Source organism: Marinifilum breve (genome assembly GCF_003202155.1).
GTDB classification, from domain to species: domain Bacteria; phylum Bacteroidota; class Bacteroidia; order Bacteroidales; family Marinifilaceae; genus Marinifilum; species Marinifilum breve.
This window is the reverse complement of sequence record NZ_QFLI01000004.1, coordinates 269,785-293,753: the sequence shown is the minus strand read 5'-3', so window position 1 is coordinate 293,753 and position 23,969 is coordinate 269,785. Positions and strand designations below refer to the sequence as shown.

Sequence of the window (23,969 nt, the reverse complement as noted above, 5' to 3'; positions counted from 1 at the left end):
GCGTTTCACTTTTGTGAAGCGCTCAGTTTTTTTAGTTGTAACCGTTGGGTAGTTGTAAAAACTATAAGCTTATTTTAGTCAATCTTAGCTAGCAAAAACTCATATTTGTTTATATTCAGGATTCTTAAGGTGACTTGTCAAATCATCTTATCTTTGTATTGAATTTAAAGTTTGAATATGGATATTTGGAACATGATAGAATTGGCAGGAATAGGCTTTGGCTTTATCATCCTGATCTTACTTTTGCGAATGAGCAGAGGTGTAAAAAGATACCTGCCGCTAATGCTATTTGTGTTCATCCTGATTTTCGATCTGTTTTCCGAATTTGCAATTGATACCAAACTGATTCGCAAAATTCCGCATTTGCTCTACATTTCGGAACCTTTTCAGATGCTTAGCGGCTTGCTCATATTTTTGTATGTTCGCAATATTGAAAAACAGCGATTCTACTTGCAAAAAACAGACTGGTTCTTTTTGATTCCTTTTGGCATTAGTCTATTAAACTACATGCCTTACTATTTTATGAGTTCATTGGAAAAACTGGTAGACCTGAAAATGTTTGGTGGTTTACAGGTGGATGTTCTCGAAAACATTTGGGAGTGGAATCTTCTGGTAATGGTAAATGTTGGCTTTTTATGGGCTGCATTGGTTGAATTGGGAAAATACAACCGTAAGGTGAAAGAACAATGTTCCGATGTGCAACAGCTTGATTTGCATTTAACTCAAAATCTGATAAAGGCTTGTATGCTTACCTATTTGGTAATGATTTTGGTGGTTTACTTCACCTATTTCGGATTTCCATATTACGATCAGCTGTTTACAGCTTTGGAATTGTTGAGCATTGCCCTATTGTTCTTCATTGGTTACGATGCCATTGTTTCTGGGCGTCACATTCAGAAAATTCAGAAAGAATGGGCGCAATTTCCGGTCTCAGAGGTTAGTATTGATGGTCATGTGGTGAAATATGCCAAAACCGGCTTAGATGAGGACAGTTCTGAAAAGCTTAAAGAAAAGTTGGAACATTACATGATAGAGCATAAACCATATCTTCAGCCGCAAATTAAGATTAAAGATTTGGCCGACATGATGGGAGAGGCCTCACATCAAATTTCGCAAGTTATTAATGAATCCTTCCGACAAAACTTCTACGAGTTTGTAAATATGTACCGTGTAAACGAGGCCAAACTGCTATTAAAAAATCCTGAATTTAAAAACTACACCCTTACGGCAATTGGTTTCGAAGTGGGATTCAATTCCAAGTCGGCTTTTTACAATGCATTCAAAAAACACACAGGAACCACACCTGCTAAGTTTCAATAAAGTTCCAAGTCACAAGTATAAAGTCACAAGTATAAAGTATAAAGCCAGCTCGCTGGTCCCGGTCCTTCGGGATATAAAGTTGCGAGAGTAGTATTGAGTTCCGAACTTTGCATACTCATTACTCATTACTCATTACTCATTACTCATTACTCATTACTCATTACTCATTACTCATTACTCATTACTCATTACTCATTGCTCATTGTTAGTGGTTTGATCGGTCTTTCCTTCTAAGTCTACACTCCTAAAACCTGCATAAAAAGTCCTTCCTTCTCAACCGACACTTTCATGCGCTTTCAGATCTATAGGTTTGTCATCGATTAACAATTAAAACTGAAAAGCGATGAAAAAATATTCTTATTTACTAGTTCTATTACTAACTGTCCAGTTGGCATTGGGATGTAATTCAGATGGCCACGATATGAATAGTGGCAACTACGATTACGATGTTGTAATTGTTGGGGGAGGTTTTAGTGGATTGACTGCAGCTTATTACTTAAAGAATAAAAATGTATTGGTTCTCGAAAAAGAGAAGGTTCCGGGAGGTAGATGTATTTCGGGACATTGGAATGGATTTCATTATCCAAAGGGAACCGAATACATTGGGAAACCTGATGGTGTACTAAAGAAAGTTCTCAATAAACTTGGCATAAAAGCAAAACAAATTCCTGCTCCTACCGATGGGATTGCCTATAAGGGACAATTCTATTTTGGAAATGAACTGCTCGATTTTCTGAGCATGGAGGAGAAACAACAGCATTACAAACTGATGTTGCATTTGCAGCGCTTGAATGATGATGATATCGAAGATGTGATATTTGATGATCAGGAATACCTAATGGACTACGAAAAGCTGGATCAGATATCGGTGAAAGATTGGATGAGCAAACAAGGCTATTCTGAACTTCTACAGAAGTTTGTAGACATTGAAAATAGAGGTTTGTTTGGAACCGATAATGCCAACTACTCCATGTTTTTCAATATTCCTGAAATGGCATTTGATTTGCCTACGGTTGAATCGATCAACGAGAGTGAGGTATACTCTTTTGAAGAGGGAATGTATAGTGTAGTACAGGTGCTCGCAAAGAAATTGGGAAATAGTGTTGTTAACGGCGCATATGTACAACAGGTTGATGTGAATGAAGATTCTACTGTAAAAGTGCAATATGTGAAGGATGGTGTAAGTCATGAGGTACGTGCCAGATCGGTAATAATGGCTACTCCAGCACCTGTAACAGCAAATTTATTAGGCGATGATTTTGCAGAAGAGCTGAAAGAAACATTGCAAAAGATTCAGTATTCGCAATATGCTACCATTAACTTCTTCACCAAGAAAAGAATGCTGAAAGAAACCTGGTCGGTATCTTGTATCGATGAAGGACAGGTGGTTACACTTTACGATGCTACAAGACCACAGGTAAGCAACGATTATACAGGGAAGTCCATTCTTTCGGTTTATATGGCACCAGAGTCGGCTTACGACCATAATTTCAATAAGCAAAGTGATGCGGTTTTGTTGGCCAATGCCTATCAAACACTGGTGAAACATTATCCAAATTTTAAGCAGGAGGTAATTGACTATGATATCAATAGGTTTGAGTATGCCTTTCCAATTTTTTCACCTTTATATGCTCCAAAACTGGATTTGCTATTGAAGCATCCTGACACAAAAGGTCCGGTGTTTCTGGCAGGCGACTATATGGTTTACGCCACGGTTGATGGGGCTTTAACCTCAGCTATAAATGCGGCTAAGAATGTGAAAAAATATTTGAAGCAATGATGAAAGTATTATTTCCTTCTATGCCCGAGTTTTCAAAAGAGATTGTAAATACGGGCAGACAGCTTGAGATGGATATTGCCCGTGGGCTAGCGGTTTTCTTTATGGTGTTGGTACATGTACAAATGTCATTCTCAAAAGAGGATATTGTAGAATCAGGATTTGGTGGGTTGATTGACTTTTTGGGAGGTGTGCCTGCCGCCCCTGTTTTCATGTTTTTAATGGGATTGGGATTTCTTTACACAAAGAATGATAATCCTGGAATATTTTTTAAAAGAGGATTGTATATTCTTTTGGCTGGATATGTTTTGAACTTTTTTAGAGAAAGTTTACCCGAATTGATAGATTACTTCACACTTGGAACAAAAGAGAGCTTGGAGGCAGCCATTGAAGGATTCATTGATGTGGATATTTTGCAATTTGCCGGATTGGCCATGATATTTTTTGCTTTGTATACATGGATGAGCCTAAAGTGGTATATGGTTCTTTACTTTGCACTCATTTTTGCCTCAATGAATTATTCCTTGCAAAGCATTCAAACCGAAGATTATCTGTGGTCGGCAATTACAGGGCTGTTTTGGGGATCGAGTGAGTATTCCGAATTTCCTTTTCTTAGCTGGATATTTTATCCCATCACGGGTTATGTGTTTGCTCAATTACTGATTCGATGTACCGATAAGAAAACTTTTTACAAGTGGCTTTTTCTTGTTTCTTTACTAGCTACAGTGGCTGGTGTTCTCTTTTTCGCAGGTGTGCTGGGGATGGGATTAGGCATGGAAACAGAATTGGCCTATTATCATCACGATTTTGCGGCAAATCTAGTATTTCTCCTATTTGTTTTGACTTGGATAAGTATGTTGTTTCTATTGATGAGAATATTACCCGAATTTGTGGTAAATCAATTCAAGAGATGGAGTAAAAATGTAACCGAGATCTATTTTATTCACTGGGTTTTGATAGGCTGGCTACAATGGTATGTCTATCCTGAAACTTATGATATTGTAGTATTTGTAATACTTTCCGTAATCATTTTTCTTGTTGCCGATGGATTTTCTCACCTATTGGCTAAGAGACAAATTAAATTGATATAATAAGACCTGTCAGGTTTTTGACACCTGACAGGTCTTTAAGCTATTAGCTTCACTAACTAATTATATCAATTACAGCTAAAACATCTTTACTCCTGAATACTCCATGGTTTCTCCTTTTCCAAAACCAAAGCTAAGTCCTAACACAACAATTCTTCCGCTGCGCTGATGTTCGTTGTAGGTATAAAAACTTGTACTTTTCGATTCATATTTGCGCTTTCGTGAATTGAAAATGTCTTTCACACTTAGATTAACCACAGCCTTTCCTTTCATGAATTTTTTGCGAATGCCAAAATCGGAATAACTCGAGGCCTTGTAATATCCTTGAAGACTTTCTGATTTTGAACGGTATCTGAATTTATATTCCGCATCAATATGGTATGGCAATTTGAATTTGGCAGTTAAACGAGTAGACCATGAATTGTTGTTGAAATCGAAGTTTTGATCTTCGTAATTCCCTGTCCTTTTGTAGTACATGAAATTCCCTTCAGCCAAGATCGAGAACCATTTCAATGGATCTACTTTACTGTTGATTTCTATTCCCGTATTTTGGCTTTTTCCAACATTTGCCGGCATACTTGTGGTAACGTTATCCTTAATGAAATAAACATCATCTACCACATCTGTTGTTTCGCGATAAAAAAGTGAAGCATTTACCGAACCCGACTTAAAAGTAGAGATAGCGGTTAATTCAAAAGAATCACTTAAACTAGGTTTCAGATTTGGATTTCCTTTGCTGACATTAAAAGGATCGCGATAGGAAATGAATGGATTCAAATCCCACATGTGTGGTCGTCTGATTCTTTTGGAGTAACCTGCTTGCACAGAAAACTGATCGCTAAACTTGTAAGAAGTATGAAAACTAGGAAATAATTTGGTATCATTATTTGAATTCTTTTCCTTGTTGTTAACCAACTCACTCTTTCTATATTCATGTTCAGCTCTTAGGCCGGCTTTAAATCCAATTTTTTCTCCTTCGTAAGCGTATGTACTATATAAGGCTGATATGGATTGATCGTAATGAAATTCATTACTTAAATTGGGATTTATCACCCAATCGTTACCATCATTATCTTGTTGTTCTATGCTATTCTCATTCTTGTTGATGTCCATTTTAGCACCGCTTTCCCAGGTAATTTTCTTCGAGAAAGGATGGGTGTAATCCGCTTGGAAACTGTATTCAACATCTGAAAAATCATTCAGAATTTTCTCATCATTCAAGCGCAGAAAGTTGCCTGCGCCAGTATTGGTGTAGGTGGATGTTTTATCTTTACCAAAGAATGAGCCTGTTGCACTGGCCGTAAGTTTACGATCCTTGTTGTCGGCAAACTCTTTACTGTAATTTACTTCGTATTGCCATTTTGGATTGGTGGCTTTTGTTGATTCTTTTCTTTGTGCTTCTTCCGTATTGTTTCCCTCTAGCTCTGAATATTCGTAATCGGTGGTCGAATATTGCTTTTCATTTTCAAAAGCATAATGTCCCGAAATGCTTAAGGTTTGATATTTGGTGATGTGATAATCAGCACCTAAAATGAAATTGTAGAATTGTTCATTTTTCTCCCCATCACCCTTCGATATGGTTTGTGGCTTAAGAGGATTGTTGTAGTTGATCGTTTTGTTATAACTTTCCGATAAAAACCTTCTATCCCCAATACCTATCTGAGTAAACAAATTGAGTTTTTCGGTTCTTTTATTCATGCTAAGTCCCAGACTGTAATTCTTGGGAGTTCCAATATTGGCAGTAACAGCTCCGTTTAAACCTTTTTTATTGTCCTTTTTCAGGATGATATTGATAATTCCACTGGTTCCTTCTGCATCGTACTTAGCCGAAGGATTGGTAACCACTTCAACTCTTTCTATCATATCCGAAGTAATTGTTCCCAGTGTTTTGCTACTGGCCATTACCGATGGTTTGCCATTAATCAGCATTTGAACACTGGTGTTTCCCCTAAGGCTAATGTTTCCCTCAATGTCAACATCAACCGATGGAACATTGTTAAGAATATCCAGGGCACTGCCGCCTGAGCCAACCAAATCTTTACCTACATTAAAAACTCTTTTGTCGAGTTTGAATACCGTTTTGGATTTTTCAGCCCTTACCACCACGTCATCCAATTGAGCATGTGCACTTGCCAAATGAATATTGTTTAGTAATACTCGGTTGTTATTAAGTTCAAATTCTTTTATTTCCTGACTTTCATAACCTATAAAGCTTATTTTAATAAAAAAATCTTTGCGATTTGATTCCAAATGAAAGCTACCATCATGTCCACTTATGCCACCGGTAATTAATTTGCCATCCATTTCATGAATCGAAATGGTAGCATATTCAATGGGAGTATTACTGTTTTTTTCCATTACCTTGCCCGTGATGATTACTTTTCGGAGATTATTTTCGGAAAATGCTTGAAAGCAAAAGAACATGCTGATGATTAATATTGCAGAACTTAAGTATCGTTTCATTATTTTAGAATTTTATAGTGTGATTTTTAATTTCAAATCTATTTTGAAAAGGAAAGGCAGACAAAGAAGATCGATAAGCGACGATTAATTGTTGTTTGAATGCTAATTGGGTAGAATATTGGTTGTACAACCGCTTAATATGGTAGTTGGTCGATTCGTATACTATACAATCGAAAGTATATCTACTTTTGAATAGAATAGTCAAGAATTTATAGATGAAAATCAAATCAATTTACAAAGAGCTTTTATTTCAGTTTCTGATAGTTTTACTATTGATGCTATTAATAGTATTTGATAAGCATCATCCACATTTTCATTGGGATGAGATTTTCTTTTTATTAAATTACTTTTTAATGGCTCTAATTGTAAATTACATTTTTTTGCCTCGATTCTATTACAAGAAGAAATACATCAAATTCAGTATTGGTTTCATTCTGATTTGTGGTCTTGCAATGTTTATTGAAGAATTTATTTTGGAGCAGATTTTTTATCCGGAAAGTCGAGGTAGATATTTTGGATTCATTCACAGTTTACTAGATATTTTGCCTTTGATATTAATATTGGTAGCAAGTAAATTTGTTTGGGATGCTACTGTAAATCAAAATAAGGTTGAGCAATTGAATCGAATGATAGCAGAAAGTAAGTTGGATTATTTGAAGCAGCAAATTAATCCGCATTTCCTGTTCAATAATTTGAATAACCTGTATTCTTATGCCATTGAGAATTCACCCAAAACACCTGATATTATTTTGGAGTTGTCTTCCATGTTGCGATACATGTTGTATGATTGTAAGGAAAATGCTGTGAGCTTAGAAAAGGAGCTGCAACATCTGGGTTCATTTATCAAGTTGAATGAACTGCAATTGGAAGGCAAAGGAATAGTAGAATATAGATCTAAGATTGAGAGTGATTTTTATATTGCTCCCATGATTTTAATTGTCTTTGTTGAAAATGCTTTTAAATATAGTTTAGCCAGTCAATCGGAAGGAATAGAGATTCAAATTTCTGTGGAAATGATTGAGGGGCAGTTGAGGTTTTATTGTAAGAACAGTTTTGATGTAAATGTGAATTTAAAAGATATAGAAGGCGGAATAGGCCTGCAGAATGTGCAAGCCCGATTGGATTTGTTGTATCCAGGCGCTTATCAATTGGAAGCATCAAGGAGTTATTCTGAGTATAAGGTCAATTTAGAAATCGATTTGAATCAGTTAAAACAATGATTACCTGCATTATCATAGAAGATCAGGCTCCGGCTCAGCGAATATTAAAGAAGTATGTTGCTGATTATGGCAATGTGCAAATAAAAGAGGTATTCTCCGATCCGATTCTGGCTTTGGAATACTTGCAAGAGATTCATGTTGATTTGATTTTTCTGGATATACATTTACCAAAGATTTCCGGTATGGATTTTTTAAAGATTCTACCTTATAAACCTTTGGTGATTTTAACTACAGCTTTTCATGAATATGCAGTTCAATCATATGAGTTCGAAGTGTTGGATTACCTCTTAAAACCTATTTCATATGATCGCTTTATAAAAGCAATGGATAGGGTTCAACAAGTATTAAAAGATGAGAATACAGAAAAGAAGAGTGAAAGTATATTGGTGAAAATAGGCTATGAATACGTTAGTGTTGACCTTTCTGAAATTCTCTATGTTAAATCAGATGGGGATTACACCTTTCTGTATTGCTCCAGTAAAAAGCATATGGTTAGCTTGCCATTGAAATATTGGAATGAAACTTTGTCGAAGCAGCAATTTTGCCAAATACATAGATCTTATATCGTGTCATTGGATAAAATTGAAAAGATTTCTGCAAACTCAATAATTGTAAACAAACAGGTGCTTCCGATCGGTAGAAAATACAAACAGATACTAAAAGATAAATTGTCTGGTCAGAATAGGTAGAAGAAATTTAAATATTTAGTAATCTTTCGTAAAAACATAGAGTGCTTTTTATTTGGTAAATCATTCTATCTTAATGAATAAATGTAGCAGAGATTAATACGAACATTTCCAATCATTAAGTGTTTATTTATTGATACAAAAATTAGAATCGATGAACACAGTATTGCACAAGGCCAACACAAGGGGACATGCCAATCATGGCTGGCTGAATTCCTATCATACTTTTAGTTTTGCGAATTATTACAATCCCGACAGAATTCAGTTTGGAGTATTGCGAGTTATCAACGACGATACCGTTGATGCAGGAAAAGGATTCGGGACACATCCTCATGAGAATATGGAGATCATTTCGATACCCTTGGAAGGAGAATTGGAGCACAAGGATAGCATGGGGAATATTGCAAGAATAAAAGCCGGCGATATTCAGGTGATGAGTGCTGGGACTGGAGTTTATCACAGCGAATACAATAAAAATCACGATAGGGCAGTGCAATTCCTTCAGATTTGGGTAATTCCAAATCAACAACAGGTAGAGCCTCGTTACGATCAGATTTCCATAGCCGATATTTCCAAGGAGAATCAGTTCAATCAAATTCTATCTCCAAATGCCAATGATCAGGGAGTATGGATCCATCAGAATGCATGGTTCAACTTGGGACAGTTCACTCTTTCTACCGATAATCAATATCAGCTCCATTCAAATGACTATGGTGTTTATGCTTTCGTTATTGAAGGAAGTGCAGTCATTGAAAATCAGGAATTGCGAAAGAGAGATGGAATGGGCATTTGGGGAACTGATACCATTTCGATAAAAGCTGAGAAAGACTCCAAAATTTTGTTGATGGAAGTTCCAATGAATCAATAATCGATTTAATAAGGTAAGAGAGATAAGCTCGTAGAATTAACTATTTTTGCAACAAAAGAAGAAGCTATGAGATATTTCCTGATGATTTTGATTTTGTTGGTTGGCTGCTTAATGCCAATACAAGCCAGTGTGAATGCCAAGTTGGGTTCATTTCTTAAGGCACCTCTAATGGCTGCATTGGTCAACTTTATTGTTGGTGGTACGATTCTACTTTTTGTGGTGCTTGGCATGCGAACGCCAAATAATTTGTTGCAAGCTATTAAAGAAGCTCCTCTTCATGGCTGGATAGGTGGAGCAATTGGAGCTGTGTATGTATCATCAGTCATCTTCTTGGTACCACGTTTGGGTGCAGCTTTAAGTTTTGCCCTAATCGTATTGGGACAATTGGCTTTTTCATTGATAATCGACCATTTTGGCTTATTTGGAGTTTCGGTTCAACCAATCAACTGGGGAAGAATAGCAGGTGTGCTTTTAATTTTGGCTGGCGTTTTAGTGATACAGAAATTCTAATCAATTACGAATTACGATATTTTATTGTGATCCTTGTGAATCACCTTAGTGTGCTTTGTGGTTAAAAGATAAATCTTTCCTAATTTTAAGCTTCCTAAAAAACACAAACACACTATTTCATGAAAATTTTACAACTAACTATTACCACAATTTTGTTGACGGGAATATCTTTCTCCTGTTGCAACACAACTCCAAACAAAGCAAATACTAAAGAAGAGATTGTAGCAAATGCAGAAAAGGCCTTTGTGGCTTGGGGAAAGAAAAATGCTGTTGTAATTAACTCTTTACTGCCGACATCAGATAATAGTGATTTAAAAGCCATTGCTGAGTCTATTGGTGATGCACGTGTGGTAGCTATTAGTGAAGGATTTCACAACTGCAAGGAAATGATGCAACTGCACGAAAGATTAATTCAATACCTAGTTCAGGAAAAAGGATTCAACACTGTTATTACAGAAAGTGGAATGCCGGAATCGAGAATGGTATATGATTTTATTCAGGGAAAAGATGTAAGCGGAAATATTTACAAAGAAGGTTTCAATAAGATGTATGGCGCTTGGGAAGAAGGCCGTAGTTTGATTGACTGGATGCGTGAATATAATCAGTCTCATGATAATGTATTGAGGTATTATGGAGCCGATATAGGTGGATTTTATACCAATTGGTATCCACCAGTGAAACGAATTACCGATTATTTGCAAAAGGTTGATCCTGCTTATGCAAAACAACTAAGAGAAAAGCTTGATCCGATCCTAAAAATAATGGGAACCACTCAGGCAAGAGTAAACTATCAGGAAAAGTTAAGTGCAGAACAGAAAGCACAGTTGGCAATTATTTTCGATGAGACAATTGAATACTTCAATCAGAATGAAGAGAAGTATGTTGCTAAATGGAACGCTGAAGAGTATCAATGGGCAAGACAAAACTGCATTACCATGCGTATGGCAGAGAACTACTATCGAAACTATGCTGATAGAAAAGGAATGGAACCGCATCGTTATGCTGGATTAAATGGTCGTGAGTTAATGATGTCACATAATGTATTGTGGGCTTTGCAGCAAAGAAAAGAGGCAAAAATCATTTTAATCAATCATGTTGTACATACCAAAACCAAGAGTCAGTTACAAGATGGAGTTTGGGGCAATTTTACTCCTATGTCCCAATTCATCAAACAAGAATTGGGGAAGGATTTCTTCGTAATTGGAATGTGTTATGGAGGAGGAAAATTCTGGAACAAATGGCAACGTCCGGCTGAAAGGTTTGTTGATGACATACAAGAAGTCAAACTGGATGGGATGGAAACAACAATGCAAGCCATAGCTCAGAAAAATTATTTCATTGATTGGAGTAAGGCTCCACTTGAAGCTTATCCTTGGCTTGAGAATGAAACTAATTTGAGAGAGAACGATTACTACATGAAAATGGAACCGGCAGAATGGGATGCTTGTTTTTATTTGCATGAGGTGAGTCCAGGGACAGCAGCGGAAAACAATTAGTAATTAACAATATCCCGGCTAGAGATTTTAATTCCTGGCGGGGATTTTTTTAAATTCTACAATTTAAAATGACTATAAAGCTTTCGATGTTATGGAGTGTTCCTATGTATGTTCTTTGAATTCCTTTTTGAAAAATATTCGCGTTTGTGGTTAAACCAAAAATGGCCCTCCCAATTTCAGAAGAGCCACTTTTTCTCCTTAATACTTTTTACTTCTTAAGTACTACATCTGCAGTCTGTAAAATTTTCAATTTTAAATTCTCAGGGTAATCAGGTCTTTCTTCTAGGAACTTGCGAGTGATATCGCCAGCTTCTTTTGATTGGTGACCACGATAACTTGTGCTTAGCCAATTGTAAGGGAAGAAAATATCACCAGTTACCTGAATTTCTTGTAATAACTCCAATGCTTGTGGCAAGTAACTCAATGCTTCCTGTTCTCTTAATGGATGGTTCAAGTAACCTAATCCTTCTAATGCCCATCGCTCAATTTGTCTGTTCTCCTCATTCTTTAAGCTCTCGAAGAATTCTTTGCGAACCTCGGCATTTGCAGAAAGGGCAGGGGCGACAAAATTCATTTTCTTTTTACGATCGGGATTTTTGATTCTTTCTGTTTGTGTTTTAACTAACTCATCAGCTTTTTCAGGCATTTTAATTGCCAGATTACATGCCAATGCAGTTGCTTTAGTTTCCGAAAGGCTAAAACCGCCAATGGCAATTTCTTCTTTCCAAACTTTGTAAAGTTGAGATAATTTTTCTGGAGTTTCCGCAACACTGCTTAAAGCAGAATACAAGCTCGATTTCTTGCTCATGTCTTGTTCACTGCTTAATCTAATCCACAGACTTTCTTCTAATGTTTTGCCTAGTAGTTTTCTTTCATCTTGATTTAAATCTAACCAATAAGCAGACTTTAAGTAAGAAAGCATGCGCTCAAGAATCAAACTATTTTGCTCCTTTGAAATTTGTTTCTCTAGTGTTGAAACAAATTCTGAACCTGTTACAAATCTTTCACGAAGATTTTCATACAGATTGATTAATGCAATTCCTCTAACCAAATCATCTTTAATACCATCAAAATCGTTTAGCAAATACTGTTTGCTGTTTTCATCCAGTTTAAAGAATCCATATGCATCGCCTTTACCGTTTGGAATAATGTAATCCGGTAAATCTAAACCATTGGCATCTGCAATTAATATCTTTGGTTTATCGATTGTTGCTTTAATATGTTTGCTTTCATCTTTGTATCCGAAAATTAGGTTCAAATCTTGTGTCCAGTCACCGGTATTTCCATGAGCATCTTTCTGCGAAATGCTCAACTTACTAATTTTTCCATTCTCAGATGTTAGATTGCATTCCAGTGTTGGTCTTCCTCCTTTATCAAACCAGACTTTGCTCCATTGTTTCAAGTCAAATTCTGTGGTTGCATCCAAAATTTCAATCAGATCTTCCCAGCTGGCATTACTATATGCATAATTCTTCATATAGGTTTGTAAACCTTTTTTCAGAGCTTCTTTTCCAGTAATATTTTCCAACATGTTCATCACAATTGGCGATTTGTGATAAATGATGGCTCCGTACATTGTTCCTGCATCTTTTAGGTTAGGTAACACCTGGTTGATTGGATTTGGACCAGTAGTTCTGTCAACACTAAATGAACTTGGAAAATGAGCCATCTGGAATTTTAAATTATGGTTCATTTCAGGAAAACTCGGATTGGTAATTTTATCAGCAAGGAAGTTGGCAAATATTTCTTTCAACCAAACCTGGTCGAACCATTTCATGGTAACCAAATCGCCAAACCACATGTGGGCTGTTTCGTGTGCAATTAAGTTTGCACGTGCCAATAAGCGGTTTTTTGTAGCATTCTTATCCAAAAACATTCTCGAGGCATTGTACAGAGTTGCTCCTGTATGTTCCATACCGCCATATTGGAATGATGGAATTACAACAATATCATATTTTGCAAATGGATAGGGAACATCGGTGTATTCTTCTAGCCAATCCAATGACTCGAATAACATTTGGAAAATTTCATCCGTATTATTAGCCAACTTTTCAGGATCAGTTTCACGATGGTACATGGTGTGTTTGCGACCATTGTGTTCACGAGTAATGGTTTCGAACTTACCTGCTACAAATGAGAATAAATAGGTAGGTAGAGGCTTGGTTTTAGCAAATTCATAGAAAGTTCTATCACCTTCTTCTTTTGTTTGGTTTAATTTGCCATTCCCCATGGCTTTCCAATGCGAAGGAACACTCATGTTCAGCTGAAAATTGGCTTTCAAATTAGGCTGATCAAAACATGGGAAAGCAGTTCTTGCACGATCCGGCACAAAAAGAGTGTACAAGAATTCATCATTTCGATTTAAGGATGTATTACCCGCAATGAATTCCAGTTCGATTTCATTTTGTCCTAGATTTAATTCTTCCCTTGGGATGATTACATGTTCCGATTCAAATCGGTAAGCAGATGCTTTTCCGTTTGCCTTAACCGATTTGATTAAATTGGCATTCTCGCGGAAATCAATTTGCAAATCCTGATCTGTACTCGCTAAGTTAAAAATGATCTTATTTTTTCCAGGGATCTCTTCTGATTTTCCTTCCGGGATATCAAACTGAAGATGATATTCCAAATTTGAAATATTCATTTTTCGATAATCAGCAAGAGTTTTTGCGACTCCTGTTTCAACAGGAAGAGTTTTTGTGTTCTTATTGCAAGCTGATAACAGTAGGCAAATAAGAACCATTAGTGTTAGTTGTTTGTTCATTTTTGGTGTGTTAGATTTTGCACATAAAGATAACAGGATTGTGTTCTATTTTTGGTGACATTTGTTAATTCCCCATAAAAAAAGCAAAATCCAGTTCTTGAATTTTGCTCTTTGAATATTGTTTTATCTGATTATGCTTCTCTGTAGTTTGTGCTATCGAAAATCTTATTGGCATTTGCAGCTATAAAACCAGAAAAGAGTTTTCCTGACTCATCGGGATAACGGATAGCAAATTCGTAGAAACAAGCAGGAATATCGTAAGTGCCTTCTTCAAATTCTACTTTAATAATATCTGAAAGGGTTGATGATTGCTGTAAGTAAACCTCGGGAGATCCTTTAATTTCACCTCCAGAAGTATTCATTGGATATCCATTATCTTTCAAAAACTGATTTACCTTCTCAATGGTATCATATTTTTTCAAAGCATTAATACTAACGGTAAAATGATTTACTCTGAATCCATGTACATATAACCAAGCTCCATATTCCGACTCTTCTCTTAAGCTCTGATAAGTTTCATAAGAAGGCTTACCCCAAACGCTACCTTTAAAAATTAAATCAGGATCGGAGTAATAAGCATTTCCAATAGAGTTAAGATGTTTTCTGATAATTTTCTGAAACTTCTCAGAAAATTCAGATAGGATTAATTCTGATATAAAAACTCTTGGTGCTTCTTCGGTAGGATGTTCCAAATGAACAGCATTTAGATGCTTGTCTTCGAATTTGTATTCGCCAACATATTCGTATCCTGCTCTCAAGAATTTCTTAGCCAAAACTTGTATGTTCATTCTAGGATCATCAAAAGTACGAAACGCCACATGATCGTTGATAACTAATTCTCCTTCGTTTGAGAATAAATCATGTATAGCTTGCGCAGAAGGATTTTGCGCAGTGTATCTTTTCCAAAGTTCGTTAAAAAGTTGTTGTTGCATAAGTGTGATTTTTATTTTGACTTAATTAAGATACGAATAAAAATCGATGCCCAACAAGAATTTTTAAAGCAATAAAAAAAAGCCTTCGACTCAAAAGAATCAAAGGCTTCATTTTCTTCAGCGGTCCGGACGAGACTCGAACTCGCGACCCCATGCGTGACAGGCATGTATTCTAACCAACTGAACTACCGGACCAAAATGTTATTAAATAACGTTATTTATTTTGGCGGTCTGGACGAGACTCGAACTCGCGACCCCATGCGTGACAGGCATGTATTCTAACCAACTGAACTACCAGACCAAAATTTTTCAAGAATAATCTTTAGCGGTCTGGACGAGACTCGAACTCGCGACCCCATGCGTGACAGGCATGTATTCTAACCAACTGAACTACCAGACCAGAATTTTTTAAGAACAAATCTTGGCGGTCTGGACGAGACTCGAACTCGCGACCCCATGCGTGACAGGCATGTATTCTAACCAACTGAACTACCAGACCAAATTGGTATTGTTCTTAAATAATCCTAAACTTCGATTATTCTTGTTTCAATATTTTAAAGAACTTTCTCTTCTTAGCGGTCTGGACGAGACTCGAACTCGCGACCCCATGCGTGACAGGCATGTATTCTAACCAACTGAACTACCAGACCGTTTTTTTTGATAGCGATGCAAAGATAATGCAAGTTTTTTTACTTGCAATATCTAGTTGTGTTTTTTTTGCGATAAAAACTGAGTAAGCTCAGTAATATAGCGGTTTTGAGTAGGTTACACTGTAATAAAAATATGCTTATTTTTTTACTCGTTGGTTAATACTTATTATTTGTATTCGAAAAAACTAAAGTTAACACTTCCGTAGGTTCTTTTTTCTGTGAAATTCGGATGAGATGAGAAATCATTTTTAGATCCGTGTTCAACAATTAAAGTACCGTTTTCATTCAATAATTCTTTTTCGAATATCAAATCAGGAATGGTATTTAAAGTTTTTAAATCAAATGGAGGATCTGCAAATATCATATCAAACTTTTGGCGACATGATTTCACAAAACGAAATACATCCGATTTTATCGGAAGAATTTGCTCTAATCCCAGTTCCTGAACTGTTTTTTGAATGAATGCAAAATGGCGATGATTTAGTTCAACGCATATCACTTTTTCAGCTCCTCTTGAGGCAAATTCATAACTAATACCACCTGTACCTCCAAAAAGGTCAAGAACACTTAATTCTTCAATTTCTACAATGTTATTTAAAACATTAAATAGGTTCTCTTTTGCAAAATCGGTTGTAGGGCGAGCCTTAAAGCTTTTATCTGGGGTTATTCTTCTTCCTTTGTGAGTTCCACTAACTATTCGCACTCGGTTAAATTTAAAAGATTAATGAATTGATTGTATTCCTTGTGAGGAATCTCATTTTTAATTCTAAGTTTAGCAGGTAAAAGTTTTACTTCTACTTTCGCAAGGTATTTTTTTAGCAACTGAATGGATTTACTTTCTTCTTGTACCAAACCATCCAATATTAGCTTACTCCTTTCGTTATTTAGTTTTTGCTGCTTGTATACATTTAAAATGTGATAGGTTAAGTCAGCATCCTCTTTGTAAACAAAGCTATTTATAAAATGTTTGCCATTTCTGTCGGGAATTATAATATGGAAATATTCCTTTTGCAAATTCACATAAACCTTAGGATGATTATCAGAAATTTCATCCTTTATGGCAGTTTTATAAAATGGAGTAGAGTTGTGGAAGAATTCTATTGTCGAAAATTGTTTTGCAAGAATCTCTTTAAAGGATAAAGGTACAGCAAAAACATTCTTCGAACTCAAATGATCCAAATCGTTCCAATGCAACTCTTCATCACTACTTAAATTGTGACAAAGTTGGTAGCTCTCAAAAGCAAATTCCTTACTGAAAAATTCATTTGGAATGATTACAGCTTGATTAGAAACCCAAAGTGCAGCAACCGAACTGTATTCTAAATTGAGCAATTCATTGTTTCTAATTAATTTTTTAAATGAATTTAAGATGTCAGATTCAGTATTCTGATTGAATACTTTAAATCGTTCTAGAGCTACGCAGTGCTTATTTGCATTGAGTATAGAAAAAGAAAATCCATCCGAGCTAACTCGGATGGATAATTTATATTCTTTCGATTTGTCTTTATCAAATGTTGAATCAACAAATACAAGGTCGTTCATAAACAGTTTGTTTATTCCCAGTTACCAGCATTGTTGTTCGCTTCTTCAAGTGAACCAACTTTCAAACCAGGATATTTATTCAAACGAATACGGTTTCCGTTTTCTTCTTTAATTTCCTCATTGAACTCTTCATAAACATCTTCGAAGATGATCATGTTAGAAACTTTAGCTTCGAAAACTTGTACTTTAACTTGAGAACCAGTAATGAAAACACCAGCACCCATTTTAAATTGATGTTTACCTTTAGTAAAAGGAACATATCTTAAGTTTTCGATTGGATATTCTTTTCCAAAAAGAGTATCAAGAGCAGCAATCATAATGGTATCACGAATGATGAAACCTTTCTTTACAGCTTCTTTTTCAGTCATACCAGCTTCATATTGCTCATCAGTAAGAGTTCCTTCTGACTTTACAAGTGGCATTGAATCGGTCTTGATAAAACTGATCAAAGTATCGAAACTTCCTGTATACTTACCATTAACATCTTTATAAGCAACTTGCGCCTTACGAATATCTTTTAATTGATCGATAATTCTATCATAACGTTGCTTCTGAATTTTACCAAATTCAATTGGAGTCATAATACTTTGGTAGCTTAAGTAAGCTAGTGCAACAATTGCTATGGCAAGTAAGATTTGAAAGACTTTTTTCATTTTTATTCTTATTAGTTTGTGTAAGTTTGTCTGCAAATTTAAAAAAAAAATCTATTTGGCTATTTTTATATCCATAAAATTTAACGGAAATGCTAAAAAATCATGTGGCTGAGAAGATTAAGGAACACCTTAATTTTGCTCCAACAAGCGATCAAACTAAGGCTATAGTTGGTTTAGCGGATTTTGTGACCCGAGTTCAAAATCAAAGTATATTTTTGTTAAAAGGATATGCCGGAACTGGAAAAACAACTTTGGTAAGTGCTCTAACTTCAACTTTGAGTGATTTTAAAATAAAATCTGTCTTGTTAGCGCCAACAGGTCGAGCGGCAAAAGTGTTAAGTCAGTATGCAAAAAAGCCTGCTTTTACAATTCACAAAAAAATCTACCGACAAAAATCGCTTGCAGATGCGGAAGCTGTTTTTGTAAAGGATAGAAATTTAAATGCCAACACTGTATTTATTGTTGATGAAGCCTCAATGATTTCAAATTATTCGCCGGAAGCTTCCTTTTTTGGTTCAGGTTGTTTGTTGGATGATTTGATTGAATACGTTTACTCGGGGAAAAATTGCAGGTTAATATTGATTGGTGATTCAGCTCAGTTACCGCCTGTCGGATTGGATATCAGTCCAGCACTTGATCCTGAAGAATTGCGTGCATGTTATCATTTTGATATAGAAGAGTTGATTTTAAGACAGGTAGTCAGACAAAATGAGGATTCTGGAATATTGATGAATGCTACCGAGTTAAGAAACATGCTAAATGATGATAGAGATGGATTCCCTGTTTTAAGCACTCAGAACTATCCAGATATTTATAAAATAGGCGGAGGTGAACTGATTGAAGAACTTTCATCTGCTCATTATAAGTATGGTGTTGAGGATACAATTGTAATAAGCAGATCAAATAAAAGAGCAAATCGTTTTAACCAAGGAATTCGAAACACAGTAATGTATCGAGAAGAAGAAATTTCTGCCGGAGATTTGTTAATGGTAGTGAAGAATAACTATTTCTGGGCTCATGATATCGAAAAGATGGATTTTATTGCCAATGGTGATATTGTTGAGATCGTAAAGATTCGCAAGCATATTGAATTGTATGGTTACAGATATGCAGAAGTTACGGTTCGCTTTCCGGATTACAATGATGTGGAGTTGGACACTATGATACTGCTTGATACTTTAGATATTGAAACGGCTTCCTTGGGTTATGAGGAAACCAAACAGCTATTTTTTACAATAGCAGAAGATTATTCAGATATCAGAGACAAGAAAAAACGTTACGAGAAGATTAGAAACAATAAATTCTTTAATGCTCTGCAAGTTAAGTTTGCCTATGCAGTGACTTGTCACAAAGCGCAGGGAGGACAGTGGAAAGCGGTTTTTGTTGATCAGGGATACCTTACTGATGAATTGCTGAATAGGGAATATTACAGATGGCTGTATACTGCTTTAACACGTGCTACAGAGAAATTGTATCTGGTAAACTTTAAGAAGGAATTTTTTCCTGATGAACCTGAATTTTAAAGTTCGATTCCTACAACAAGGATATCATCGGTTTGTTCATTGCTACTTTTCCATTTTTCCAGCCAAGTAAATATATCTGATTTTTGTAGATTTATTGATTTGGTTTGGATTTCGAGCAATTTTTCAAAAAACTGTTTTCTTTTCAGTCTTTTTTGATGATCGCCACCTAATTGATCGGTAATTCCATCACTATACAAGAATATTCTATCGCCAGGTGAAAACTTAATTTTATTGACTGTAAATTCAACAAATTCAGATTCTTTTCCAATGGAATTTCTATCTCCTGCAATTTCAAATAAAGAGAACTGTTCGTTGCTCAACTTGGCCTCTGTGTCTTCGTTGTTTACAATTAGCTGAGAATTATTTTCTCTAATTAAAACCAGTGATCTTTTGGCACCTACAAATTCAATTAATTGTTCTTGCGGATAGATTGAACAGAAAATACCATCCATTCCATCATATTGAGTGTATGTATCAGCTGATGTATTTAATAGCTTACTAAACTTTCTACTTAAAAGTGGGAAGATCTGTTCAGCTTGTATTTCGTTTCCATTTTGAGACAAAGTGTGTAATTCCATTTGTCCCATAACTGTTAGCATAGCTGCAGGAACACCATGGCCAGTACAATCGAAAACACCAATACTATTTTTGTGGAAATTTTGCTGAATCCAGTAAAAATCTCCTCCTACAACATGCTTGGGTAAATTAATGATGAATGATTTAGGATATAATCTTCTAAAATGTTCTGCATCGGGAAGAATGGATCGTTGAATGCGTTGTGCATGAATCATTCCCTGATGGATATCGTAATACGATTTGTATTTAGAGATTTCCTGCTTTTGTTCATTAATTTGGAAAGCAATCAGGACCTTTGTTTGTAATTCGGTAAAATCGATCGGCTTTTTAACGTAGTCTTGAGCACCAAGGTTCAGAGTAGCTTTAATGCTTTCCATCTCAGTTTTCGCCGTAACCATAATTACGGGAATTTCTTTAAGCCTATCGTTTGCCTGAATTCGTTCAAGAACTTCAATTCCATCCATAACGGGCATCATGATATCCAGTAAAATCACATCAGGAATATTTCCTTCTAACCAGGCTAGGGCTTGTTGGCCACTTTCCTTTGATATTACTTCATAATCACGTCTAAAATATGCCTCAATCAACTTGTTGTTGATAGGTGAGTCGTCAACAGAAAGAATTGTTTTCTTGGTGTCCATAAATAAAATAAGTGTAGGGTAGCAGTAACGCTACCCTAAAAATATTAGTTTAAATTCAAAGAATCTATTATTCCTTCAATTTTTTTATTTGCTTTTTCCTCAGTAGCATAGAAATCCTCTATAGAAGGCAATTCTTCTCGTACTTCGAAATAGTATTTGATTTTTGGTTCAGTACCAGAAGGGCGAACAGAAATTTTAGATCCATCCTCTAAGTAAATCTGAAGTACATCTGCTGTTGTTTCGAAATCAAGATCAGTAGCTTCTCCGGTAATTGGATTTGTAGCTTTTCTTGTAGTGTAATCTTTTACCAATACAACAGGCGATCCGTTAATTTCTTTTGGCGTGTTGAATCTGTAATCGTGCATCATTTGTGCAATTTCCTGAGATCCTTGCAAACCTTCACGAACGATATAAATCATTTTCTCTTTAGAGAATCCGTACTCTAAATAGATTTCCTTTAGGATATCAAAAAGGTTTTTATCTTGATCTTTTGCCCAGGCAGCAATTTCAGCCATTATGCTACAAGATGATACAGCATCTTTGTCGCGAGTAAAATCACCTGGCATGTAACCGAATGATTCCTCACCACCTCCTACGTAATTCTTTTCCGGATTTTTACGCATTACATCTGCAATCCATTTGAATCCAGTGTATGCATCAAAACATTCTACATTGTTTTTCTCTGCAACATCTTTGAATAATTCTGTAGTTACAATGGTCTTTACAACGTAATCATTGCCGGTAAGTAATCCTAACTCACGTCTTCTCTTAATCAAATAGTAGGTGAAAATTAATGCAGTTTGATTACCGTTGATAATTTCCCATTCACCTTTGTCATTTTTAACCGAAATTCCTAACCTGTCTCCATCAGGGTCGCAAGCCATTACCAAATCAGCATCAATTTCATCAGCTTTATCAACAGCCATTTTTAATGCTTCTGGTTCTTCTGGATTTGCAGACCAAACCGTAGGAAAGTTTCCATCAACTACATCTTGTTCAGGAATGTGAATTACATTTTCGAAACCGTAATTTGCCAATGAATCAGGAACCAATTTTACAGTTGTTCCGTGCAGTGGAGTAAATACAATTTTCAAATCTTTTTGGTTCTGAATTGCTTCAGGTGAAAGGCTTAATGTCTTAACGGTATCAAGATAAAGTTTGTCCATTTTGGCCCCTAAAACTTCAATCAAATCAGGATTTCCTTCAAATTTGATATCTTCAACCTTAACCGCTTTTACTTCGTCAATTACATTTTTATCGTGTGGAGGCACCAATTGAGATCCATCTTCCCAATATGCCTTGTATCCATTGTATTCTTTTGGATTGTGCGATGCTGTAATGATAACGCCAGACTGGCATCCCAAATGACGAATAGCAAAGGACATTTCTGGAGTAGGGCGTAAGTCTTCGAAAATATAAGCCTTGATTCCGTTTGCTGAGAAGATATTTGCAACGGTATCAGAAAACAATTTGCTGTTGTTACGGCAATCATATCCAATACAAACAGAAATTTGCTCTTTATTAGGGAATGATTTGTTTAAGTAGTTTGCCAATCCTTGAGTTGCAGCACCTACTGTATAAATATTCATACGGTTGGTTCCAGGTCCCATTTTACCTCTTAATCCACCTGTTCCAAACTCTAAATCTTTGTAAAATGAATCTATTAAAGCCGTTTTATCTTCCTGATCAAGTAGTTCTTTTACAGCATCCTTTGTTGCTTGATCATAATTCCCCTCTAGCCACTTGCTGGCTGTTTCAATTACATTGTCTAAAATTTCCGTTTTGTTCATTTTCGAAAAATTTCTTGGTTAACTTTTTATACGATTGATACAATGCGATATCCTTCCCCTCCAGTGTGGAATATCAAGCTCAAAAATATGTTTAATTTTTGATTTATTCAAGACGCTATAGTGAGGTCTTTTTGCTAAAGTTTTAAAGCTCTCGCTATCAGTGCTGTTGATTTTACATTTGTTGTTGGCAACAATTTGTATTTCAGTTGCAAAGTCGAACCAGCTGCAAACACCTTCATTTGAATAGTGGTAAATGCCAAAATCTTCAAATTGATTGTCTTTCTCTAACCTTTCGATGATGTGCATTATGTACATGGCTAAATCATAAGCATAGGTTGGTGTACCAACTTGATCGGTGACAACTTGTAACTCATCTCTTTCTTTTCCAAGATTCAACATGGTTTTCAAAAAGTTTTTCCCGAATGGAGAATACAGCCATGAAGTTCTAATTGTGATATGATTTGGACAAATTTCCTGTAGGTAATTTTCTCCTTTTAACTTGGTATCTCCATAAACACTTTGCGGTTCTGTTTGCTCTTCTTCGCTGTAAGGTTTGAACCCTTTACCAGAAAAAACATAGTCGGTTGAAACGTGAATTGGAACAATATTATTTTGCTTCGAAATGGTAGCCAAATTCTTCACCGCTTCGGCATTTAATAGTTCTGCCATCTCTTTGTTTTCTTCCGCTCCGTCTACATTGGTATAGGCAGCACAGTTTACCAGATAATTAAATTCTTTACCTGCAGCAAAGCTTTCAATGTCAGCAATAGAAGTGATATCCAGTTCTTCGATATCGGTAAAAACAAATTGGATATTCGGATAATTCTTTGATAACTCTTTGATCTCAGAACCCAATTGTCCATTGCTTCCTGTTACTAAAATATTTGTCATGAGTGACTGTTATTTTCCAAATTTGAAATTCTTTTCAGCATCGTTAAAGTTTGGTAAAACCTTATCCTTTGGTGAAACTATCGCATTTTCAGGATCTATTCTCCAATCAATATTTAAACTTGGATCGTTAAAATTAAGACCTCTTTCAGCTTCAGGATTGTATAGATTGTCGCACTTGTAAACAAAAGTTGCAGTTTCGCTTAGTACTGAGAATCCATGAGCAAAACCTCTAGGAACCAAAAACTGAACCTTATTTTCAGCTGACAACTCAATGCCTCTCCATTTGCCATAGGTAGGCGAGCCTTCTCTTAAATCAACGGCCACATCGAAAACTCTTCCTTCAATTACGCGAACCAGTTTGGTTTGAGAGTATGGAGCAAGCTGGTAATGCAATCCTCTAATTACACCATAACTTGATTTCGACTCATTGTCCTGAATAAAATTCAAGTTTAAATTGTGCTTAAGGAATTCATTTTCGTTATAGCTTTCGAAGAAATATCCTCTTTCATCTTCAAATACTCTGGGCTGAATAATTAATAAATCAGGAATTTCGGTTTTTATTATTTCCATTTCTTAGGT

Annotated in this window: 19 protein-coding genes and 5 tRNA genes; 9 read left to right on the top strand and 15 right to left on the bottom strand. The window is 35.8% G+C overall.

What is annotated here, in order from left to right:
- Positions 1-177 precede the first annotated feature (177 nt).
- The 3 genes from DF185_RS11195 (at position 178) to DF185_RS11185 (ending at position 4,188) form a co-directional block, all read left to right on the top strand.
- The gene (locus DF185_RS11195) at positions 178-1,320 is read left to right on the top strand and encodes a helix-turn-helix domain-containing protein (RefSeq protein ID WP_110360833.1); all 1,143 of its coding nucleotides are present in this window, start codon (positions 178-180) and stop codon (positions 1,318-1,320) included.
- A 343-nt stretch (positions 1,321-1,663) separates the two neighbouring features.
- Positions 1,664-3,100 (top strand): flavin monoamine oxidase family protein, encoded by a 1,437-nt coding sequence (locus DF185_RS11190; RefSeq protein ID WP_110360832.1) that lies wholly within the window; start codon positions 1,664-1,666, stop codon positions 3,098-3,100.
- Positions 3,097-4,188: an acyltransferase family protein gene (locus tag DF185_RS11185; protein ID WP_110360831.1), complete on the top strand. Its 1,092-nt coding sequence runs from the start codon at positions 3,097-3,099 to the stop codon at positions 4,186-4,188. The genes DF185_RS11190 and DF185_RS11185 overlap by 4 nt, the downstream gene beginning before the upstream one ends.
- Positions 4,189-4,263: 75 nt before the next feature.
- Here the strand turns inward: DF185_RS11185 and DF185_RS11180 are convergent, their stop codons facing one another.
- The gene (locus tag DF185_RS11180; protein ID WP_110360830.1) at positions 4,264-6,648 is read right to left on the bottom strand and encodes a TonB-dependent receptor; all 2,385 of its coding nucleotides are present in this window, start codon (positions 6,646-6,648) and stop codon (positions 4,264-4,266) included.
- Positions 6,649-6,863: 215 nt separating this feature from the next.
- Between DF185_RS11180 and DF185_RS11175 the strand changes: the two genes are divergently transcribed.
- The 5 genes from DF185_RS11175 to DF185_RS11155 all read left to right on the top strand — a co-directional run bounded on the left by DF185_RS11175 (position 6,864) and on the right by DF185_RS11155 (position 11,428).
- Positions 6,864-7,868: a sensor histidine kinase gene (locus tag DF185_RS11175; protein ID WP_110360829.1), complete on the top strand. Its 1,005-nt coding sequence runs from the start codon at positions 6,864-6,866 to the stop codon at positions 7,866-7,868.
- Positions 7,865-8,557, top strand: coding sequence for a LytR/AlgR family response regulator transcription factor (locus DF185_RS11170; protein ID WP_110360828.1), 693 nt, complete (start codon positions 7,865-7,867; stop codon positions 8,555-8,557). The genes DF185_RS11175 and DF185_RS11170 overlap by 4 nt, the downstream gene beginning before the upstream one ends.
- A 151-nt stretch (positions 8,558-8,708) precedes the next feature.
- Entirely contained in the window at positions 8,709-9,422 is a 714-nt protein-coding gene (locus DF185_RS11165) for a pirin family protein (RefSeq protein ID WP_110360827.1), read from the top strand.
- Between the two features lie 66 nt (positions 9,423-9,488).
- Positions 9,489-9,932, top strand: coding sequence for a DMT family transporter (locus DF185_RS11160; RefSeq protein ID WP_110360826.1), 444 nt, complete (start codon positions 9,489-9,491; stop codon positions 9,930-9,932).
- 119 nt (positions 9,933-10,051) lie between these two features.
- Positions 10,052-11,428 (top strand): erythromycin esterase family protein, encoded by a 1,377-nt coding sequence (locus DF185_RS11155; RefSeq protein WP_110360825.1) that lies wholly within the window; start codon positions 10,052-10,054, stop codon positions 11,426-11,428.
- A gap of 208 nt (positions 11,429-11,636) precedes the next feature.
- On the opposite strand, the gene DF185_RS11150 is transcribed toward DF185_RS11155, so the two are convergent.
- The 10 genes from DF185_RS11150 to DF185_RS11105 form a co-directional block, all read right to left on the bottom strand.
- Positions 11,637-14,192: a M1 family metallopeptidase gene (locus tag DF185_RS11150; protein WP_110360824.1), complete on the bottom strand. Its 2,556-nt coding sequence runs from the start codon at positions 14,190-14,192 to the stop codon at positions 11,637-11,639.
- A 131-nt stretch (positions 14,193-14,323) separates the two neighbouring features.
- Complete coding sequence (locus tag DF185_RS11145; protein ID WP_110360823.1) at positions 14,324-15,124, bottom strand: DUF1338 domain-containing protein; 801 nt, start codon at positions 15,122-15,124, stop codon at positions 14,324-14,326.
- Between the two features lie 121 nt (positions 15,125-15,245).
- Positions 15,246-15,319: transfer RNA gene (locus tag DF185_RS11140), tRNA-Asp, on the bottom strand.
- Positions 15,320-15,348: 29 nt separating this feature from the next.
- Positions 15,349-15,425: transfer RNA gene (locus DF185_RS11135), tRNA-Asp, on the bottom strand.
- A 25-nt stretch (positions 15,426-15,450) separates the two neighbouring features.
- Positions 15,451-15,524: transfer RNA gene (locus DF185_RS11130), tRNA-Asp, on the bottom strand.
- A gap of 22 nt (positions 15,525-15,546) precedes the next feature.
- A tRNA-Asp gene (locus tag DF185_RS11125) sits at positions 15,547-15,623 on the bottom strand.
- Positions 15,624-15,700: 77 nt separating this feature from the next.
- Positions 15,701-15,774 (bottom strand) — tRNA-Asp (locus tag DF185_RS11120).
- Positions 15,775-15,940: 166 nt separating this feature from the next.
- The gene (locus DF185_RS11115; protein WP_110360822.1) at positions 15,941-16,477 is read right to left on the bottom strand and encodes an RsmD family RNA methyltransferase; all 537 of its coding nucleotides are present in this window, start codon (positions 16,475-16,477) and stop codon (positions 15,941-15,943) included.
- Positions 16,468-17,316, bottom strand: a complete 849-nt coding sequence (locus DF185_RS11110) for a DUF3822 family protein (RefSeq protein WP_110360821.1) — start codon at positions 17,314-17,316, stop codon at positions 16,468-16,470. Before DF185_RS11110 ends, DF185_RS11115 begins: the two co-directional genes overlap by 10 nt.
- An 11-nt stretch (positions 17,317-17,327) precedes the next feature.
- Complete coding sequence (locus DF185_RS11105) at positions 17,328-17,969, bottom strand: hypothetical protein (RefSeq protein ID WP_110360820.1); 642 nt, start codon at positions 17,967-17,969, stop codon at positions 17,328-17,330.
- 89 nt (positions 17,970-18,058) lie between these two features.
- Between DF185_RS11105 and DF185_RS11100 the strand changes: the two genes are divergently transcribed.
- A complete protein-coding gene (locus tag DF185_RS11100) occupies positions 18,059-19,492 on the top strand; it encodes an ATP-dependent DNA helicase (RefSeq protein ID WP_110360819.1) in 1,434 nt (477 codons plus the stop codon).
- Here DF185_RS11100 and DF185_RS11095 read toward each other — a convergent pair.
- From DF185_RS11095 to rfbC, 4 genes are read right to left on the bottom strand one after another with little or no spacing between them, the layout of a single operon-like run.
- Positions 19,489-20,709, bottom strand: a complete 1,221-nt coding sequence (locus DF185_RS11095) for a response regulator (protein WP_110360818.1) — start codon at positions 20,707-20,709, stop codon at positions 19,489-19,491. The genes DF185_RS11100 and DF185_RS11095 overlap by 4 nt on opposite strands.
- Before the next feature lie 44 nt (positions 20,710-20,753).
- On the bottom strand, positions 20,754-22,499 hold the full coding sequence (locus DF185_RS11090) for a phospho-sugar mutase (RefSeq protein WP_110360817.1): 1,746 nt from the start codon (positions 22,497-22,499) through the stop codon (positions 20,754-20,756).
- Positions 22,500-22,517: 18 nt separating this feature from the next.
- Positions 22,518-23,390 (bottom strand): dTDP-4-dehydrorhamnose reductase, encoded by an 873-nt coding sequence (gene rfbD / locus DF185_RS11085; protein WP_110360816.1) that lies wholly within the window; start codon positions 23,388-23,390, stop codon positions 22,518-22,520.
- Between the two features lie 9 nt (positions 23,391-23,399).
- Positions 23,400-23,960: a dTDP-4-dehydrorhamnose 3,5-epimerase gene (gene rfbC / locus DF185_RS11080; protein ID WP_110360815.1), complete on the bottom strand. Its 561-nt coding sequence runs from the start codon at positions 23,958-23,960 to the stop codon at positions 23,400-23,402.
- Positions 23,961-23,969 lie beyond the last annotated feature (9 nt).

Excerpts from the sequence above, each read along its gene's own strand:
- DF185_RS11095 (WP_110360818.1), bottom strand. The coding sequence starts at position 20,709 with ATGGACACCAAGAAAACAATTCTTTCTGTTGACGACTCACCTATCAAC.
- DF185_RS11195 (WP_110360833.1), top strand. The coding sequence starts at position 178 with ATGGATATTTGGAACATGATAGAATTGGCAGGAATAGGCTTTGGCTTT.
- rfbC (WP_110360815.1), bottom strand. The coding sequence starts at position 23,960 with ATGGAAATAATAAAAACCGAAATTCCTGATTTATTAATTATTCAGCCC.
- rfbD (WP_110360816.1), bottom strand. The coding sequence starts at position 23,390 with ATGACAAATATTTTAGTAACAGGAAGCAATGGACAATTGGGTTCTGAG.
- DF185_RS11100 (WP_110360819.1), top strand. The coding sequence starts at position 18,059 with ATGCTAAAAAATCATGTGGCTGAGAAGATTAAGGAACACCTTAATTTT.
- DF185_RS11145 (WP_110360823.1), bottom strand. The coding sequence starts at position 15,124 with ATGCAACAACAACTTTTTAACGAACTTTGGAAAAGATACACTGCGCAA.
- DF185_RS11110 (WP_110360821.1), bottom strand. The coding sequence starts at position 17,316 with ATGAACGACCTTGTATTTGTTGATTCAACATTTGATAAAGACAAATCG.
- DF185_RS11165 (WP_110360827.1), top strand. The coding sequence starts at position 8,709 with ATGAACACAGTATTGCACAAGGCCAACACAAGGGGACATGCCAATCAT.
- DF185_RS11175 (WP_110360829.1), top strand. The coding sequence starts at position 6,864 with ATGAAAATCAAATCAATTTACAAAGAGCTTTTATTTCAGTTTCTGATA.
- DF185_RS11180 (WP_110360830.1), bottom strand. The coding sequence starts at position 6,648 with ATGAAACGATACTTAAGTTCTGCAATATTAATCATCAGCATGTTCTTT.
- DF185_RS11090 (WP_110360817.1), bottom strand. The coding sequence starts at position 22,499 with ATGAACAAAACGGAAATTTTAGACAATGTAATTGAAACAGCCAGCAAG.
- DF185_RS11150 (WP_110360824.1), bottom strand. The coding sequence starts at position 14,192 with ATGAACAAACAACTAACACTAATGGTTCTTATTTGCCTACTGTTATCA.
- DF185_RS11190 (WP_110360832.1), top strand. The coding sequence starts at position 1,664 with ATGAAAAAATATTCTTATTTACTAGTTCTATTACTAACTGTCCAGTTG.
- DF185_RS11185 (WP_110360831.1), top strand. The coding sequence starts at position 3,097 with ATGATGAAAGTATTATTTCCTTCTATGCCCGAGTTTTCAAAAGAGATT.
- DF185_RS11170 (WP_110360828.1), top strand. The coding sequence starts at position 7,865 with ATGATTACCTGCATTATCATAGAAGATCAGGCTCCGGCTCAGCGAATA.
- DF185_RS11105 (WP_110360820.1), bottom strand. The coding sequence starts at position 17,969 with ATGAAAAAAGTCTTTCAAATCTTACTTGCCATAGCAATTGTTGCACTA.
- DF185_RS11160 (WP_110360826.1), top strand. The coding sequence starts at position 9,489 with ATGAGATATTTCCTGATGATTTTGATTTTGTTGGTTGGCTGCTTAATG.
- DF185_RS11155 (WP_110360825.1), top strand. The coding sequence starts at position 10,052 with ATGAAAATTTTACAACTAACTATTACCACAATTTTGTTGACGGGAATA.